Origin of the sequence: Polaribacter sp., assembly GCF_965660385.1 — a bacterium.
Lineage (GTDB): Bacteria > Bacteroidota > Bacteroidia > Flavobacteriales > Flavobacteriaceae > Polaribacter.
Genome location: NZ_CBFHZT010000008.1, coordinates 82,719 through 99,915, shown reverse-complemented (window position 1 = coordinate 99,915; position 17,197 = coordinate 82,719). Strand labels below are relative to the sequence as shown.

Annotated in this window: 14 protein-coding genes; 8 read left to right on the top strand and 6 right to left on the bottom strand. The window is 31.5% G+C overall.

All coding sequences use genetic code 11. The features are described 5' to 3' along the window. The 8 genes from ACTG3V_RS04355 to uxuA all read left to right on the top strand — a co-directional run. Positions 1–529, top strand: a 529-nt coding sequence (locus ACTG3V_RS04355; protein ID WP_439130916.1) for an SDR family oxidoreductase, incomplete at its 5' end; no start/stop codon positions are given. Positions 530–614: 85 nt separating this feature from the next. Beyond that, a complete protein-coding gene (locus ACTG3V_RS04350) occupies positions 615–1,895 on the top strand; it encodes a sugar isomerase (RefSeq protein WP_439130915.1) in 1,281 nt (426 codons plus the stop codon). Between the two features lie 10 nt (positions 1,896–1,905). Beyond that, positions 1,906–3,279, top strand: coding sequence for an FGGY-family carbohydrate kinase (locus ACTG3V_RS04345; protein ID WP_439130914.1), 1,374 nt, complete (start codon positions 1,906–1,908; stop codon positions 3,277–3,279). A 1-nt stretch (position 3,280) separates the two neighbouring features. Beyond that, positions 3,281–4,570: a class II aldolase/adducin family protein gene (locus ACTG3V_RS04340; protein ID WP_439130913.1), complete on the top strand. Its 1,290-nt coding sequence runs from the start codon at positions 3,281–3,283 to the stop codon at positions 4,568–4,570. A 13-nt stretch (positions 4,571–4,583) separates the two neighbouring features. Then, a complete protein-coding gene (locus ACTG3V_RS04335; RefSeq protein ID WP_439130912.1) occupies positions 4,584–5,729 on the top strand; it encodes an alpha-hydroxy acid oxidase in 1,146 nt (381 codons plus the stop codon). 19 nt (positions 5,730–5,748) lie between these two features. Continuing rightward, the gene (locus tag ACTG3V_RS04330; protein ID WP_439130911.1) at positions 5,749–7,167 is read left to right on the top strand and encodes a purine-cytosine permease family protein; all 1,419 of its coding nucleotides are present in this window, start codon (positions 5,749–5,751) and stop codon (positions 7,165–7,167) included. Positions 7,168–7,580: 413 nt separating this feature from the next. After that, positions 7,581–8,408 carry an SDR family oxidoreductase gene (locus tag ACTG3V_RS04325; protein WP_439130910.1) on the top strand — a complete coding sequence of 276 codons (828 nt, stop codon included), beginning with the start codon at positions 7,581–7,583 and terminating at the stop codon, positions 8,406–8,408. Positions 8,409–8,443: 35 nt separating this feature from the next. Further along, positions 8,444–9,631 (top strand): mannonate dehydratase, encoded by a 1,188-nt coding sequence (gene uxuA / locus ACTG3V_RS04320; protein WP_439130909.1) that lies wholly within the window; start codon positions 8,444–8,446, stop codon positions 9,629–9,631. A 507-nt stretch (positions 9,632–10,138) separates the two neighbouring features. Here uxuA and ACTG3V_RS04315 read toward each other — a convergent pair. The 6 genes from ACTG3V_RS04315 to ACTG3V_RS04290 all read right to left on the bottom strand — a co-directional run bounded on the left by ACTG3V_RS04315 (position 10,139) and on the right by ACTG3V_RS04290 (position 17,194). Then, complete coding sequence (locus ACTG3V_RS04315; protein ID WP_439130908.1) at positions 10,139–10,390, bottom strand: DUF7222 domain-containing protein; 252 nt, start codon at positions 10,388–10,390, stop codon at positions 10,139–10,141. A gap of 948 nt (positions 10,391–11,338) precedes the next feature. Beyond that, positions 11,339–11,518 (bottom strand): hypothetical protein, encoded by a 180-nt coding sequence (locus tag ACTG3V_RS04310; protein WP_439130907.1) that lies wholly within the window; start codon positions 11,516–11,518, stop codon positions 11,339–11,341. 29 nt (positions 11,519–11,547) lie between these two features. Next, positions 11,548–14,091 (bottom strand): T9SS type A sorting domain-containing protein, encoded by a 2,544-nt coding sequence (locus tag ACTG3V_RS04305; protein WP_439130906.1) that lies wholly within the window; start codon positions 14,089–14,091, stop codon positions 11,548–11,550. 272 nt (positions 14,092–14,363) lie between these two features. Continuing rightward, complete coding sequence (locus ACTG3V_RS04300) at positions 14,364–15,863, bottom strand: T9SS type A sorting domain-containing protein (RefSeq protein WP_439130905.1); 1,500 nt, start codon at positions 15,861–15,863, stop codon at positions 14,364–14,366. Positions 15,864–15,866: 3 nt separating this feature from the next. Beyond that, positions 15,867–16,202 (bottom strand): hypothetical protein, encoded by a 336-nt coding sequence (locus tag ACTG3V_RS04295; protein WP_439130904.1) that lies wholly within the window; start codon positions 16,200–16,202, stop codon positions 15,867–15,869. Between the two features lie 155 nt (positions 16,203–16,357). Beyond that, complete coding sequence (locus tag ACTG3V_RS04290) at positions 16,358–17,194, bottom strand: alpha/beta hydrolase (protein WP_439130903.1); 837 nt, start codon at positions 17,192–17,194, stop codon at positions 16,358–16,360. Positions 17,195–17,197 lie beyond the last annotated feature (3 nt).

Sequence of the window (17,197 nt, the reverse complement as noted above, 5' to 3'; positions counted from 1 at the left end):
TGCAGGTTTGGCAATTTCTAAAGCTTTAGAAGACACTACAGATAAAGACTGGAATATTTTACAAAACATATTGGTAAAAGGTCAATTTGACTTAGCCAAACAATCTGCAGCAATTATGCGTAAGCAAGGTTTAGGTGGTAATTATATTGCTATTGCAAGTAAAAACGGATTAGTTGCAGGCCCAAATAACGTAGCTTACGGAACTGCAAAAGCAGCGCAACAACATATGGTACGTTTATTAGCTGCAGAATTAGCAAAAGATAAAATTAGAGTAAATACAGTAAACCCTGATGGTGTTATTGTTGGAAGCAAAATTTGGGAAGGTGCTTGGGCAGAAGGTAGAGCAAAAGCAAACGGAATTACTGTTGAAGAATTACCAGCTTTTTACGCAAAAAGAAACTTACTAAACGAAATAATTAGACCAGAAGATATTGCTAATGGTGTATTCTCTTTAGTAGGAATTTTAGATAAATCTACAGGAAATATTATTAATGTAGATGGTGGAATGGCAAATGCATTTGTAAGATAATTACAAAAATCAATCTTATATTTACGTATAAAACTTCCATAGAGAATGTAAAATTTATGGAAGTTTTTATTTAAAACAATATTTTATGAAACTAAGCAAACAACATATAGAAGACGATAATAAAAAAAATCTTGCTTCACAAAATAAAAATTTTAACTTTTTAGCAGATTCATTGACTTCTAACGGTATTGATGTTCAAAAAATTTTATCAAAATTATCAGAATTTCAAGTAGCCATTCCTAGTTGGGCTTTAGGTGCTGGAGGTACTCGTTTTGGACGTTTTGGGTTTTATGGAGAGCCATCAACTTTAGAACAAAAAATAGAAGATGTTGGTATTTTACATGCTTTAACACAAACTGCTGGAGCTGTTTCGTTACATATTCCTTGGGATATTCCATCAGATTATGCTGCAATTAAAGAAAAGGCAACTGCTCTAAATATAAAATTTGATGCGGTAAACTCAAACACTTTTCAAGACCAGACTAATGCAAAAGAGAGTTATAAATACGGTTCTTTAAGCAATATAAGTAAGGCCGTTCGCGAGCAAGCAATTCAACACAATATTGATGTTATTAAAATTGGAGAAAAATTAGGATCGAAAGCCTTAACAGTTTGGTTGGCAGATGGTTCTTGTTTTCCTGGGCAAAATAATTTTCAAACAGCATTACAAAACACACAAGACAGTTTAAAAGATATCTATAAAGATTTGCCAAATGATTGGAAAATGTTAATAGAATACAAACCTTATGAACCTAACTTTTATAGCACTGTAATACAAGATTGGGGAACATCTTTTATGTTAGCAAATGAATGTGGCGAAAAAGCATTTTCTTTAGTAGATTTAGGCCATCATTTACCAAATAGCAACATTGAGCAAATTGTATCAATTTTAATGTTAAAAGGTAAATTAGGTGGTTTTCATTTTAATGATAGTAAATACGGGGATGATGATTTAACAGTTGGTAGCATTAAACCTTATGCTTTATTTTTAATTTTTAACGAGCTAGTTTACGGAATACAAAACAATCCTCAAAATCCAGATTTAGCGTGGATGATTGATGCAAGTCATAACGTAAAAGATCCTTTAGAAGATTTAATTCAGTCTTTAGAAGCAATCCAAGAAGCCTATGCAAAAGCTTTATTGGTAGACCAAAAAGCATTAAAAGCAGCGCAGTTAGAAAACGATGTTGTAAAATGCCAAGAAATTTTACAAGGTGCTTATAGAACAGATGTAAGACCACTTTTAGCAGCTGCAAGGTTACAAACTGGTGGCGCAATTAGTCCAATACAAAGTTATAGAAATTTAGCAGTAAGAGATGGTTTAATTAAAGAAAGAGGTAAAAATACTGTAGCAACAGGATTGTAAAATTAAAACCATGAAACAAAAAGTAACTGCCGTTTTTGATATCGGGAAAACCAATAAAAAGTTTTTTCTTTTTGATAAAAATTACAAAGAAGTTTACAGAGAATATGCTTCTTTTGATGAAATTAAGGATGAAGATGGTTATCCAACAGAGAATCTAAAAGCTCTACAAACATGGTTAAAAGAACTTTTTAATAAAATTATAAAAAGTGAAGAGTTTACAATAAAAGCAATTAACTTTTCTACTTATGGTGCAAGTTTTGTTCATATTGATGAAAATGGAAACCCGTTAACACCTTTGTATAATTATACAAAAGAAATTGATAAGGATATTGTTGATGGTTTTTATAAAAAATATGGGCCTGAGTTAGAAATTACAAGAACAACAGGCTCACCAAAATCTGGACTTTTAAATTCTGGTATGCAATTGTATTGGATAAAACACACCAAACCAGAAATATTTAAAAAGATTAAATATTCCTTGCATTTACCACAGTATTTAAGCTTTATTTTTACAGGAATTCCTTTTAGCGAATATACAAGTATAGGCTGTCATACATCATTATGGAATTATGAAACCAAAGATTATCATAATTGGGTGTATCAAGAAGAAATTCATAAAGTACTTCCTCCAATTGTTTCTACAGAAACCAGTATAAATATGAATTACAATGGTAAAAGAATTAAAATTGGTGTTGGTATTCATGATAGTTCATCTGCTTTATTGCCTTATGTAAGAAGCATTAAAAAACCTTTTGTTTTAGTTTCTACAGGTACTTGGTCTATTGCTTTAAATCCTTTTTCTGATGTTCCGTTAACGAAAGAAGAAACCATAAATGGCTGCATCAATTACATGAGGATTAATGGAAAACCCGTAAAATCATCAAGATTATTTTTAGGAAACGAGTATAAGCTACAAGTAAAAGAATTATCAGAAAAATTTAATGTAGACAAAGACTACCATAAAGCTGTAGACTTTGATTATGATGCCTATTTTGAAATTATAAAAGAATTTCATTATTGTTTTAGATGGAAATCTTTTTCAGATAAAAATATGCCTGAAAAAACTAAATATTATTACAATAATTTCGAGCATGCCTATCATCAATTAATGATTGAGTTGGTACAGTTACAAGTGCAAAGTATTAAAAGAATTGCAGATACTACAGAAATAGATCGTTTGTATGTAGACGGTGGTTTTACAGATAATGATTTGTATATTAAATTGTTATCTCATTATTTAAGAGGGATGAAATTAAGAACTACAAAAGCTTCTTTAGGATCTGCATTAGGGGCAGCAATTGCAATTTCAGACACAAAATTAAATTCAAAATTCTTAAAAAAGAATTATGCATTAAAAAAACATGTCCCTGTTATAGTTAAATAAAATGTCAAAAAAAATAAATTTAGTTCATCCACGAAATCAGATTACAGAAATTATAGATCGTATTTATAAACGCGGAATGACTACAACATCTGGAGGTAATATTTCTGTAATAGATGGTTATGGAGATATTTGGGTTACACCTTCAGCCATAGATAAAGGTTCTCTAAGAGCATCAGATATTATTTGTGTAAAAAAAGATGGTACTATTATCGGTAAACATAAACCATCGTCGGAATTTCCATTTCATAGAGCAATTTATGAAGCAAGACCAGATATAAAATCTGTTATTCATGCACATCCACCAGCATTAGTCTCTTTTAGTATTGTACGTAAAATACCCAACACCAATATTATATCTCAAGCAAAACATATTTGTGGACCCATAGGTTATGCAAAATATAAATTACCTGGAAGTGAAGATTTAGGAACTGTAATTGCAGATGAATTTAAAAAAGGCTTTAAAGCTATCATCATGGAAAACCATGGCGTTGTTCTTGGTGGAAGTGATTTAACGGATGCCTATGAAAGATTTGAAACGTTAGAGTTCTGTTGTAGAACAATTTTATACGGTTCTCAAATAGGAACACCAAAATACTTAACAGATGCACAAATTGATGAATTTGAAGCACAAGATACCACTGTAAGACCAGAAAAAAAGAAAAATAAATTTCCATCAGATGAAATCGAAAAAAGATTAGAAATTTGCAATATTGTAAAGCGTTCTTGCCAACAAGGTTTAATGATAAGTTCTTACGGAACAGTATCAATGAGATGGAAAAACAATGACTTTTTAATAACACCAACAGATGTAAATCGTTGGGATTTAAAAATTGAAGACATTGTACAAATCAAAAAAGGAAAAAGAGAATTGGGTAAAACACCAAGTAGAGCAACTTATTTGCATGAAGAAATTTATAAAAATAATCCAGATATCAACTCTATAATTATGACTCAATCTCCTTATTTAATGGCTTTTGCAGTTACAGGAGAATATCTAGATGTAAGAACCATTCCAGAAAGTTGGATTTTTTTACAAGATATTCACTCCGTAAAATATGGAACTCATTTTAAGAAAAATACAGATAAAAGTATCACCAAAAACTGCAATACAGCATTAATTATTGAAAATGATTCGGTTATTATTACCGGAGATAAACTATTACAAACGTTTGATTATTTAGAAGTTGCAGAATTCAGTGCAAAATCTATAGTTTTAGGAAATTCTCTAGGAGAAATGATCCCTATTAATGACAATCAGGTTGAAGAATTAAGAGATAAATTTTTATCATAAAAATAAAGAAATTATGGCTTTAAAGTTTGATACAAGGTATCCATCTATTGATGATTTACGAAACAAGGCAAAAAAGAAAATACCAAAATTTGCTTTTGAATATTTAGATGGTGGTTGTAACGAAGATGTAAATTTAATCAGAAATACATCAGAATTAAGAGAGGTGCAATTAAAGCCAAATTATTTAAGAAACCATGGAGGTTCATCAACAAAAACCAAATTATTTGGTATAGAGTATGATGCTCCTTTTGGTATTGCTCCAGTTGGTTTACAAGGATTAATGTGGCCAAACTCACCAGAAATTTTGGCTAAAGCAGCTTTTGAGCATAATATTCCTTTTATTTTAAGTACAGTAACTACAACCAGTATAGAAAGAGCTGCAGAATTAACAGAAGGTAAAGCTTGGTTTCAGTTATATCATCCAACAGAAGATACATTAAGAGACGATATTATCAATAGAGCAGCAACTGCAGAATGTCCTGTTTTGGTTATTTTGTGTGATGTGCCAACATTCGGAATTAGACCAAGAGATATTAGAAATGGTTTGGCAATGCCGCCAAAAATGAATATTTCTAATATTTTACAAGCATTTGGTAGACCTCATTGGAGTTTACAAACCCTAAAACACGGTATACCAAATTTTGCAAATTTATTGCCCTACATGCCTAAAGATTTAGATTTAACCCAATTGGGTAAATTTATGGATCAAACATTTTCTGGTCGATTAAATGAAGAAAAAATTAAACCAATTCGCGATATGTGGAAAGGTAAATTGGTTTTAAAAGGTGTAGCATCTCATTATGATGCAGAACAAGCAATTCGTTTGGGTTTAGACGGAATTATTGTGTCGAATCATGGAGGAAGACAACTTGATGCTGGAGAATCTACCATTAAACCATTAACAACAATTGCGGAAAAATATGGCGATCAAATAGAAGTAATGATGGATAGTGGAATTCGTTCTGGTGTTGATGCTGCAAGAGCATTGGCTTCTGGTGCAAAATTTACGTTTATGGGCAGATCTTTTATGTATGGTGTTTCTGCTTTAGGAAAAAATGGAGGAAATCATACCATATCATTGTTAAAAACAGAATTACAACAAGTAATGGAACAAATTTGCTGCGAACGTGTAGAAGATTTTCCAAATCACTTAATTTAATAAACCAAAAAAGTTATTTATGAGTCAAGTTAGCATAGAGTCAGATCAAATAGAGGAAGTTGCTGGAGGAGAATTTGAAAGAGCACCTGTGCCAAAATCTAAACTAAAAGGGTGGAAAAGTTTTATTGGTATGTACGCAGGCGAACATGCTGCAGGTACTGAGTTTATGATTGGTCCTCTTTTTTTAACGGCTGGTGTTAGTGCTTTCGATTTAATAATTGGTTTGTTGTTAGGTAATTTATTAGCAGTACTTTCTTGGCGTTTTTTAACTGCAGAAATTGCTGTTAAAAATAGATTGACTTTATATTTTCAATTAGAAAAAATTTGTGGTAAAAAATTAGTTACAGGCTATAATTTAGCAAACGGAGTATTGTTTTGCTTTTTAGCAGGTTCTATGATTACAGTTTCTGCAACTGCAGTTGGTATTCCTTTTGATATGCCAATGCCAAAATTAGATGATACGTTACCTAATGGAATGACTTGGATTATAATTGTAATCGCTATTGGAGCCGTAATTTCTATAATTGCTGCAAAAGGTTATGATACAGTTACCAAGGCAGCCAATTGGATGTCGCCAATTATTGTACTGGCATTTGTTGCTTGTGGAATTGTAGCTCTAAATCAATTAGGTGTAGATAGTTTTTCTAAATTTTGGGCAATTTGGGGAGAAGGTGGAGAACCTTTTCCTGGTCAAATTAAATTTACTTTTTGGCATGTAGTTATTTGGTCTTGGTTTGCTAATGGTGCAATGCACATTGGTATGTCTGACTTATCTGTTTTTAGATTTGCGAAACAAGCAAAAGCAGGTTGGGCTACTGCAGCAGGTATGTATGTTGGGCATTATATGGCTTGGATAGCAGCAGCACTTTTATATGCAGTATATTTAAAATCGCCAGAAGCATTATCATTTTTAAATGAAGGTAATGCACCACCAGTTGCACCTGGACCAATGGCTTATAATGCTCTTGGAGTTTTCGGAATTATAGCAGTAGTTTTAGCTGGGTGGACAACAGCAAACCCAACAATTTATAGAGCAGGTTTAGCTTTTCAGGCAATTTTACCTAAATTAACTACTGCAAAAGTTACTATTTTAGCAGGTGCAGTGGCAACAATAGCAGGTTTATTTCCTGCATTTGCCATGAAATTATTGGGTTTTGTTGCTTTATATGGATTTATTCTAGCACCTTTTGGAGCAATTATTGTTTTTGAACATTTCTTCGCTAAAAAATTCGGCATTCAAAAAAATTATGCAGAAATAGCAGGCATTACAATTAATAATGCAGTTTTATTTGCTTGGGCAATTAGTTTTGGATTGTTCTATTTTATTTCTATTCAATTTGATGTGTTCCTGTCTTTTGTTACTTTACCTGCTTGGTTATTGTGTGGTATTTTATTTTTAGTTTTTAGTAAACGTTTTCAAAAAAAAATAGATTGTTAATTTTGAATATCATCAAAAAAATAAAAGACTTTTTTTATATTGTTTTTTTAATCATAACACTTCCTTTTGAACTAACAAATGGAAATAAAAGTAGGGTTAAAAAGAAGATTAAAAGTTATTTTTATGACTAGATTTTATAAAAATAAATAAAATAGTACCTATACTCCTTTCATTAAATTACTTAATTTAATGAAAGATTTATTAGAGGTTTTGCATTTTAGGCGTGTTCTTTTGATGAAATGATGTAAAAAAATCACCAACAATCAATTTTATAACAGTTGATTTTTATTACTTTACCTTAGGTGAAATATTCTACAACTTTTTTAAAAAGACAGTATTGTACAGGATGTTTCTATGTATTAAAATAGTTATTTTTATCTTTTAAAAAAAGTCAACTAAATATCAACATATTAATGAGTAAAACAATAGTATTAACAGGAGCAGGAGGCGTTTTGTGTAGCACAATGGCAAAGGCACTTGCAAATCTAGGAAACAAAATCGCAGTTTTAGATTTAAGAGCAGCAGCAGCTAATAAAGTTGCACAAGAAATTAATGATGAAGGTGGTGAAGCCATAGGAGTTGAAGCCAATGTTCTCGAAAAAGATTCTTTAGAGAAAGCAAAACAGGTTGTAAATGATGCTTTTGGTAAAGTAGATATTTTAGTAAATGGAGCAGGAGGGAACCATCCATTAGGAACTACTTCTAATCCGTTTTTTGCCTTAGAAGATTTAAAAAATACAACAGAAGGTTTTAAAACTTTTTTCGATTTAGACCCAAAAGGAATCGAATTTACATTTAATTTAAACTTTTTAGGAACGTTAATTCCTACTCAAGTTTTTGCAACAGATATGGTTGGTCGTGAAGGATGTTCAATACTAAATATATCTTCTATGAATGCCTTTACACCATTAACAAAAATACCAGCCTATAGTGGTGCAAAAGCTGCTATTTCTAACTTTACGCAATGGTTAGCAGTGCATTTTTCTAAAGTAGGAATTCGTGTAAATGCTTTGGCGCCCGGTTTTTTCTTAACCGATCAAAACAGAGCTTTATTAACGAATGAAGATGGAAGTTTAACACAAAGAGGACAGCAAATTATAGATCAAACACCTATGGGACGCTATGGAACTCCAGAAGATTTAATCAGTTCTACACTATTTTTATGTGATAATGCATCAGCCTTTGTTACAGGAATTGTAATTCCTATTGATGGTGGATTTTCAGCTTATAGTGGTGTATAACAATGGAGCATGCTCCATTGCAAAAAATAAATAAAATGACTCAAAACTTAGAACAAACTTGGCGTTGGTATGGACCCAAGGATCCAGTATCTTTATCAGATATTAAACAATCAGGAGCAACAGGAATTGTTTCTGCCTTACATCACATTCCGAATGGAGAAGTTTGGACAATAGAAGAAATTACCAAAAGAAAACAAACCATTGAGAATGTTGGGTTAACATGGTCTGTGGTAGAATCTGTACCTGTTCATGAAAATATTAAGACCAAGTCTGGTGAATATCAAAAATACATTGAAAACTACAAACAAACACTTTTAAATTTAGGAGCTTGTGGTATTGATATTGTTTGTTATAATTTTATGCCGGTTTTAGATTGGACACGAACCAATTTAGACTATGAAGTATCAGATCAATCTACAGCATTACGTTTTGAAGCGGCTGCTTTTGCTGCCTTTGAATTGTATTTGTTAAAAAGACCAGGTGCTGAAACGCAATATTCTGATGCACAAAAACAGAAAGCTGCTGAATTTCTCAAAAATACATCAGAAGAAGAGCAAACTACATTAATCAGCAATATTATTGCAGGTTTACCAGGTGCTGAAGAAGGCTATACTTTAGAAGAATTCAATGCAATTTTAGCAACCTATAAAAATATAGGTCCTAAAGAATTGAAAGCAAATTTATTTTCATTCTTATCAGAAATTATTCCAGCTGCTGAGCAAGCAGGCGTATTAATGTGTATTCATCCTGATGATCCGCCATTTCCAATTTTAGGTTTACCAAGAGTCGTATCTACAGAAAAAGATATAGAAGATATTTACAATGCTGTACAATCTCCAAACAACGGATTAACATTTTGTACAGGTTCTTTTGGAGTTCGATATGATAATGATTTAGTAGGTATGGTAGAGCGTCTTGGAGATCGAATTCATTTTATTCATTTACGTGCTACAAAACGAGATGGAGAAGGGAATTTCCACGAAGCAGATCATTTAGAGGGTGATGTAGACATGTACGCAGTAATGAAAGCTTTAGTTTTAGAGCAACAAAAAAGAATTGCAGCAGGTAGGCAAGACCTAAGAATGCCTTTTAGACCCGATCATGGTCATAAAATGTTAGACGATTTAAAAAAGAAAACTAATCCTGGATATTCTGGAATAGGACGTTTACGTGGTTTGGCTGAATTACGTGGCTTAGAATTAGGTATTAGACGTTCTTTATAAATTTCTAATAAATGTCAGTTCGAGCGCAGTCGAAATCTAAAAAACTTTCGACTACGCTTAAGATGATAATAAAAATAAGTCAAAAAATAAAATAGCTAACAAATCTAGTACCCTGAATATTTGTGTAATTATTTCTTTGGATTAAGCTAATTTGTTATCATTAGAAAACGTGAGATAGAAAACATCTATTTTAACTTTAATAATGATAGCAGATACAATTGTTGTAGAAGTTTCCATTAACAATTAAATCTTGAATCAAGTCCAAAAGTTGTGTGTAAATTGATATGAAATTTTGTTTTTTGTGCAAAAAAATTAAGGTTTAGGCTTGGTCCCAAATCTTGATTAGTTTTAGCTATTTTATACCCAATAATAAAAGACTGTCTTTTCAGACAGCCTCATTTTTCTCTATATCTCTACAAAAGAGATCACTTCACTCATTATAGACTCCCAAGCAAACCAGGCAAGCCAATTAAAATATTGAACCTCATCAGTTGGACTAGGTTTATTTTATAGTTTACCACAATCAGATTCAAATTCATCTAATATTTGCAATATTGACAAATGATACTTTTTTGCAAAAGCTACTGTATCTGTATAATAAATCATACCAGGAACTGAGCCTGAGTTTGCAGCATAATAATCTTCTGGATTTTCTTTTAAGAGCTTCCATTCTACATCTCCTTGTTTTAATACTTTTTTGTGGAATTGTGGAAATGAACTGTGGTTTTCTAAAAATCTTTTTTTACTTAATTTAGACATAATATTTGTTTTTAATAAGGCCACTAAACCTTAAAAAAGACGTCTCACAATTAACGAAAAACTTATTTTCAATAGACTTCACCAAATTTTAATATACAAACACCCTCATCAAAGTGTTTTTTTTAAATAATTTAGTCCTAATAAATTTTATTATAACAGTACATGTGGAGTATGAGACTTATCAAAAAACTGAAATAGCTTTTCATGTTAATAATTTAAATTCTATCATACACAAGAAACTTAAAGTAATAAAAAATAGAATTTATTATTTTCAATTTTTGATATTTTTTGGTAATCTAGGAAAATCATTTAAACATTTTTGTTCCAAATCTTTTAGAATCTATTAAGATAAAAACTCGTTACTAAAAAGATTTTACGAATTCACCTAATAATAGTAGGCAAGACTATTGAAGTAATTAAAAGTTAAGTCATAATATTCAAAGTAAATATGTTGGTAATAAAAAACAAACTAAATATAAAAATATTAAACTACTCTTCCTGAGGTAATTTAATATTTAATTTATTATTTATGATTTAAAACATTTTACTCTATACTCTTGAACTATTAGAAAGAAAACTTTCTATATATCTATATAAGGTCGCTAAAACTTCAATTTAATATCTCAAAAATCAAATATACATGTAGAAATATTCAGATTATCACAATTTTTGCCTTAACTTAACTTTGTGTATTGATACATTGGTCCCATATACTCACTGTAAAAAAAAAGAAAACATAAAAAAACGAATTGTGAGACACAATTCGTTGATTTAAATGATGTTATCCTTAGATTGAGAGCTGAAATCGAACAAGTGACTATCTGGATATGAGTTCAACAAAAAAACGTTTATTAACCTTTTTAGCTTTTGTTTCATTAAGTAGTGAACTGAAGTTTGTTCTCAGATTTATAATTATTTTTGAACAGAAAATAATTATATTTATTAAAACTAAAAACCACTACCTGGATCACTTGGAATAGAACTTGCCTGAGCTTTTTTAGGATTTAAAATCATATAGGTACCCAATGCTGTTAAAGCAGCATATTTACCATAGTTTCCTATTTTCTTCATCGCTTCTTTACGAGAGATGTTGTCTATATTTTCTTGTTTTTTATTCTTGTTTGTCATGATATGCTTTATTATATAACGTTACTCGATTATTCCAATATAATTTTCTTGCTAATTTTACCTTTCTCAGTAGTAAGATTTACAATGTAAACTCCTAAACTTAACTTAGGCAATCTAATATCTGTACTACCTCTAGAAGAAAAGTCTTGGTCTAACACTTTTTTACCTAAGATGTTGTATACTTCTACACCAGCTTCTGTACTGTTAATACCAGTAATTCTTAAGCTATTGTTAACAGTATATACGTTAACGCCTGTTAAAACCACATCATCTGTGCTAAGCACACTACTACTTGTGTGTAAAAAGAAACGACCAGAACCGTTTACAGCAGTATCTAGGGTAACAGTATACTCTCCATTTTCATCTAGTTTGGTAAAGGTATTGTTTGGTCTATCTTCTAGGTATACACTAAGCTCAGTAGGTAAATTAGTAACTAAAGCAGAAAAAGTAATGGTTTTACCAGCCTCAGCAGTAACTCCAACAGGAATTACCAGATCTTCTAAATCAGTGTTAGGTAAAGCTTGAATTTGGTATTTTTCACCCTCGCTTTTAGCCACTAGGTTAGTGTAAACATCTAAGTTATTAGCAATGCCTTCAAATGCTTGACCATCATAACCGTTATCGAAATCAGTAGTTGCATTTTCAGTATATAAAATTCTAGCAAATCTATCAGAGCTACCATCAGTCATAAGTAAATGAACTTCTTGCTTGCCTGCTTTTTGAAAAGTACCTCCTGATAATGCTTGGTTAGATTTTGCAAAGTTTACATTAGCATTTGCGCTAGCTTTTACAAAGAAACCTTGAGTAGGAGCTAATATAAAAGCTTCAGCAGTTACATGAGTTATATAATTACCTGCAGAACTATCCCATACCCAAATAGTTTCGCTTGCTAAATTAGCAGTATTATCGGTTAAAAAAGTAGCAGTGTTTATGTTTGCAGGATAAGGATTTCCTAATAGGTTAAACCCATTACCATCTGTTACCACAGCTGTGCTTACATCTGCTGTATTAAGATCTCCTTCAAATCCAAGAGCATTATCAGCATACTCACCACCACCAAGTGCAAACGTAATTCCGTCTGGAGTAATCTTAGCAGAAAACCCTTTACCTGATGTAGCGTTTATAGCAGTTCCATTGAAGTATGTCCAGTCATTAGAAGCAGCATTATAGGTTGCAATACCTCTGTTAGAACCTGTACCAGATGCAATATCGTTTTTATCTGCAAAAGCGGTATCAAAAACTTCTCCTGTTAAAGGGGAAGAAACTAAATACCATGCTTTGGTAACATCTGCGTCATTTTGCAAATCTCTAAAATAACGAACAGTTCCTGTTATATCTGATGTACCATTAACAATAAATACGTTACCATTTTGAATTCTTAATTGAGAGGTAACTTTAATATCGTTTATAGCTACATCATTAAACATATTACAAATAGATAATACTGCAATATCTTCAGTTCCATCTCCAACAGGTGCAGTTCCACTAGACCAATTTGTAGCTACAGACCAAGTTTGGTTGGTTGTTCCTTCAAAAATATTTATTTCAGAATCCCAAGCACCAACGTCTTTATTATCGCTCCCAAAATCAATAGGAGTGTCATCTGATATATCTTCTGGTGCTGTAAACTCTACTCTATTTTCTGTAGCATTCCAAGCTAAATTTGAGTTTGTTAAATCTGCTGTAGCATTAGAGTTTGTAGCTGAAAAATTGGTTTCGTATTGTGCCAATGTATTCTCAATAGATGCTGTTGCACCAGAACTAGCACTTATATCAGCTGCAGTATTGTTACCATCTAAATTATTATAAAATAAAGAATTGGTGATAGTAATTGTATTATTATTTGAGTTTGCTCTAATTCCACCACCATCAAAAGTAGCTGTACTACTTGTACTATTATTAAAAAAAGTAGAATTACTTACTGTACAACTAGCTGTACTAATCATTCTTATGGCACCTCCTTGTGTTGTGCAAGAATTATTGTAAAACGTAGAACCTGATACATTTAAGGTTCCTGAACCATTTACAGCAACTGCACCAGCACCCCCCGCTGTAGCTGAATTGTCTTTTAAAACGGAGTTTGTTAACGTAACTGTTACTGAATTTCCTATAAAAATGGCACCACCACCATTACCACCAGTAGCACTATTATTAGATAATATACAATTGGTAAAAGTTATATTTGCAGCAGCACCAAATGCGTTTAATACACCTCCAGCACCAGTATTACTTATACCATCAAAAGTAATATCAGTAAATGTTATGTTTATAGCAGCTCTAACATCAAAAAGATTTCCTGCAGCTGTTTGTGTGACACTAGCAGACGATTGCCCTGTAAAGGTTAAGTTTTTATCTAGTAATGTTTTTTGAGTATCGGTAACTGAACCATTAATAATAATGTTATCGCCTGCTGTTGCTGCATTAACAGCTGCATTAACAGTAGTAAAAGCTGTTCCAAGAGTTAGGCCATCACTATTGTCTCCAGAAGCACTTACGTAATAATCTGTTTGTGCCATTAACCCAAAGGTTACAAAAAAACACAGTAGTGTTGTTAAAAAGAATTTTTGTTTCATCATATAAAGTTTAGATTAGTTAATTGTTAAAAATCTACGCTGTAAACGTAAAAATTAAGCTTTTATAAATAGTTTGTTAATTGTTCAAAAAAGTTTGTTAGTTGCTTATTCTAAAAATAAGGCTGTCTAAAAAGTATTAAATTTTGTCATTTTGAGTGAAATGCAATGGATCCGAAAAATCTATACAACTAAATTTTAGTAATTTAGATTTCTCTATAAAGTCGAAATGACAGGTTTAAAAAAGTTTTCAGACAGCCTCATTTATGTTTTATTTACTCTACCAACAAACGTTTAGAAACTACGTTGTTTTCTTTTAGTATAGTTAGTAAATACATACCCTTAGGTAATTCTGCTACAGAAATAGTATTTTGTTTGTTTACTTTTTTAACAAGTTTACCTAAAATATTGAATACTTTTATAGAGGCTATATTATCTACACCATTTATAGTAACCTTATGCTTTGCTGGGTTTGGGTAAATACTTACTGTATTTGCAAGTTCAAAATTTGTAGTACTTAGTGTACCACCCAATTCAAAAGCACCAGCATCTGGAGTTCCTGTTCTTGTTGCTCCTCTTTGGTCTACATTGGGTAAGGTTATTCCGTTTACAGTTGCTGTACAGAAATTTACTCCATTACTCCCTTCAGTTAGGGTAATAACTTGTGTACTGCCCCCTTCGTCTGCAAGTGTTCCTGTTAAACCTGCTTGAACAGAAGTTCTCCCTTTCAAATTATTTTTGGCTGTATCGTCTATAATTGATAAAGCAGAAGCTGCATTTTCTAAACCTCCCAAAATACAATTGGTAATGTCTGTGACATCAGCACCTAAAAAGTTTATAGCTCTGTTTGCAATTACATCGTCGTTTACAATGATAGAGTTGTAAGCGCTAAAAAGAGTATTAGAAGAACCTCCAAAACGAATTCCGTTTTTTGGAGCTCCTGCATGACTATTCTTAAAAAATGTAGCATGCACTAATTGTAAACTAACATTAGCACCACCACCTGTTCCTTGAAAAGTTGCAGATCTAGACCAGATAGAACCTCCACCATTTCCTCCTGATGGACTTGTTGCTTGATTGTTAGAAACAGTAGTGTTTTCTATAGTAACAAACATTTTATTATTGTCACCAAATTGTGGGTTTCCATTCAAATACATTGCACCTCCATTTCTACCAATATTATTATCTAGTAATGATTGCTCAATTTTTACATTGCTATCAACTGTTACTCCATTATTAGGAGCAGCTAATAGTCCACCACCATCTAATCTAGAATTATTATCTTTAATAGTACATGAAGTAATATCTACATTAGAACCGGCTAAACTTAAACCACCTCCATTCTTATCAGAATAATTGTTTTCTATAATCAAATTATTAAGAGAAAGAAGTCCAGTTACTTTATCAACATTGATACCACCACCATTTTCGGCACTATTCCCATTCCTAATTCCTAAATTCTCAATTGTTACTGTTAAAACATCAGCATCTTCTGCTCTAATAACATTAATTACGCCTGTTCCTGCACCACTAGTTTCTGGTGTAGCAGCTTCTTGAATAATATCAGTAGTTGGGTTTGTACCTCTTAGCGTAATACTTTTACCAAAGGTTATGGCTTCTGTATGAACGCCTGTAATATCGATTATATCGCCATCGCTGGCAGCATCAATAGCTTCTGTTATAGAACTGTAAGTGGTTGCCCCTATCTGTACAGTTTGTGCTTGTATACTAACAACGGTTAGTAACGTAATAAAAAGTAAAGTAATTTTTTTCATAATTTAGTTCTTTTTAGATTTTCTATATGCTTTCCATTTCTTTATTTGTTCTTTACCTAAGGCATTTTTCATTTGGTTGTAAACTTTTTTACCTAGATTTTTTAACGCCTCTTTTTTTGCTTCATCATCATCCTTGTATTTCTGTCTGATTTCTTTTCCTTCATTAAAGCGCTCTACTTGTATTTTGTAGACCTTTTTTTGATCTGCTTTAGAAAGGTCTAAGGCTTTTGTAATTCTTGCTGTAAACTTTTCTGCTTTCTTTTCTGCTTTTTGTGCATTTAGAGAAATACTAAATGAAAAAATGAAAAGAAAAAATAAGATTTTAAATATTTTCATCATATTGTTTTTATTTGGTTAATCAAAATTAAAATATCTATTAGATTATAAAGTTTTTTGACAAGTCAGATAAGTTTAAATTTCAACCAAAATTTACATAAATAGAGGAAAAATAAGACTTTAGCGCCCTTTTTTTACATCCATAATAAAAATGTAGATTACTCAATTATAATTTTTGGAGTACTTTTTAAATGTGTTAACGACACCAAAAAAGCATCCATTTTAGCTATTGTTTTTTTATAATTTTCAAATTTTCTATAGTTAAAAAACCCATGGTTTTTGCCTTCATAAAAAACAACGTCACATCTACTACCCACTTTTTTCATCTTTTGTTGATAGGTTTTAATCATGTCTACAGGTATTAAATTATCATTAGTACCTGTTAAAATTAGTGTAGGAGGTGTGTCTTTTTTAATATTATGTAATGGAGAAAAGTTTAAATAATCATTTTTTACTCTTTCGTATCCAACACCTGCTGGACCATTATCTAATGCAGGATTAAACAAAACCAAAGCATTAGGTTTTGGACTAATACTTAAATCATCAGTATTTTGGTTGTATTTTTCAATAAGCGCAGCAGCTGCAGCTAAATGACCACCAGCAGAACCTCCTGAGGCTATAATTTGATTTGGGTCAATATTAAATTTTTTGGCATTTTTTCTAATAAAACGAATTGCCGATTTTGCATCTTTTAAAGATTCGAAAGGAGTAGTTTTTTGTCTACTTTTTACTCGGTAATCTACTAAAAAACAAACAGCGCCTCTTTGAGCAAAATACTTTGCATGTGGCTCAAATTGTTTTAGTGTTCCTTTTTTCCATCCACCTCCAAAGAAAAAAACAATTGCGGGATGTTGTTCTCCTTTTTTTGATTTATTAGGATGAAAAACTTCCATGTGTAAGTTAACATCTTTTACCTTTTTATACAGGATGCTTTCTTGAGAGTATGTAATATTTATAGCTATCAGAAATAAAATTGTTACTATTGCTTTTTTCATTTT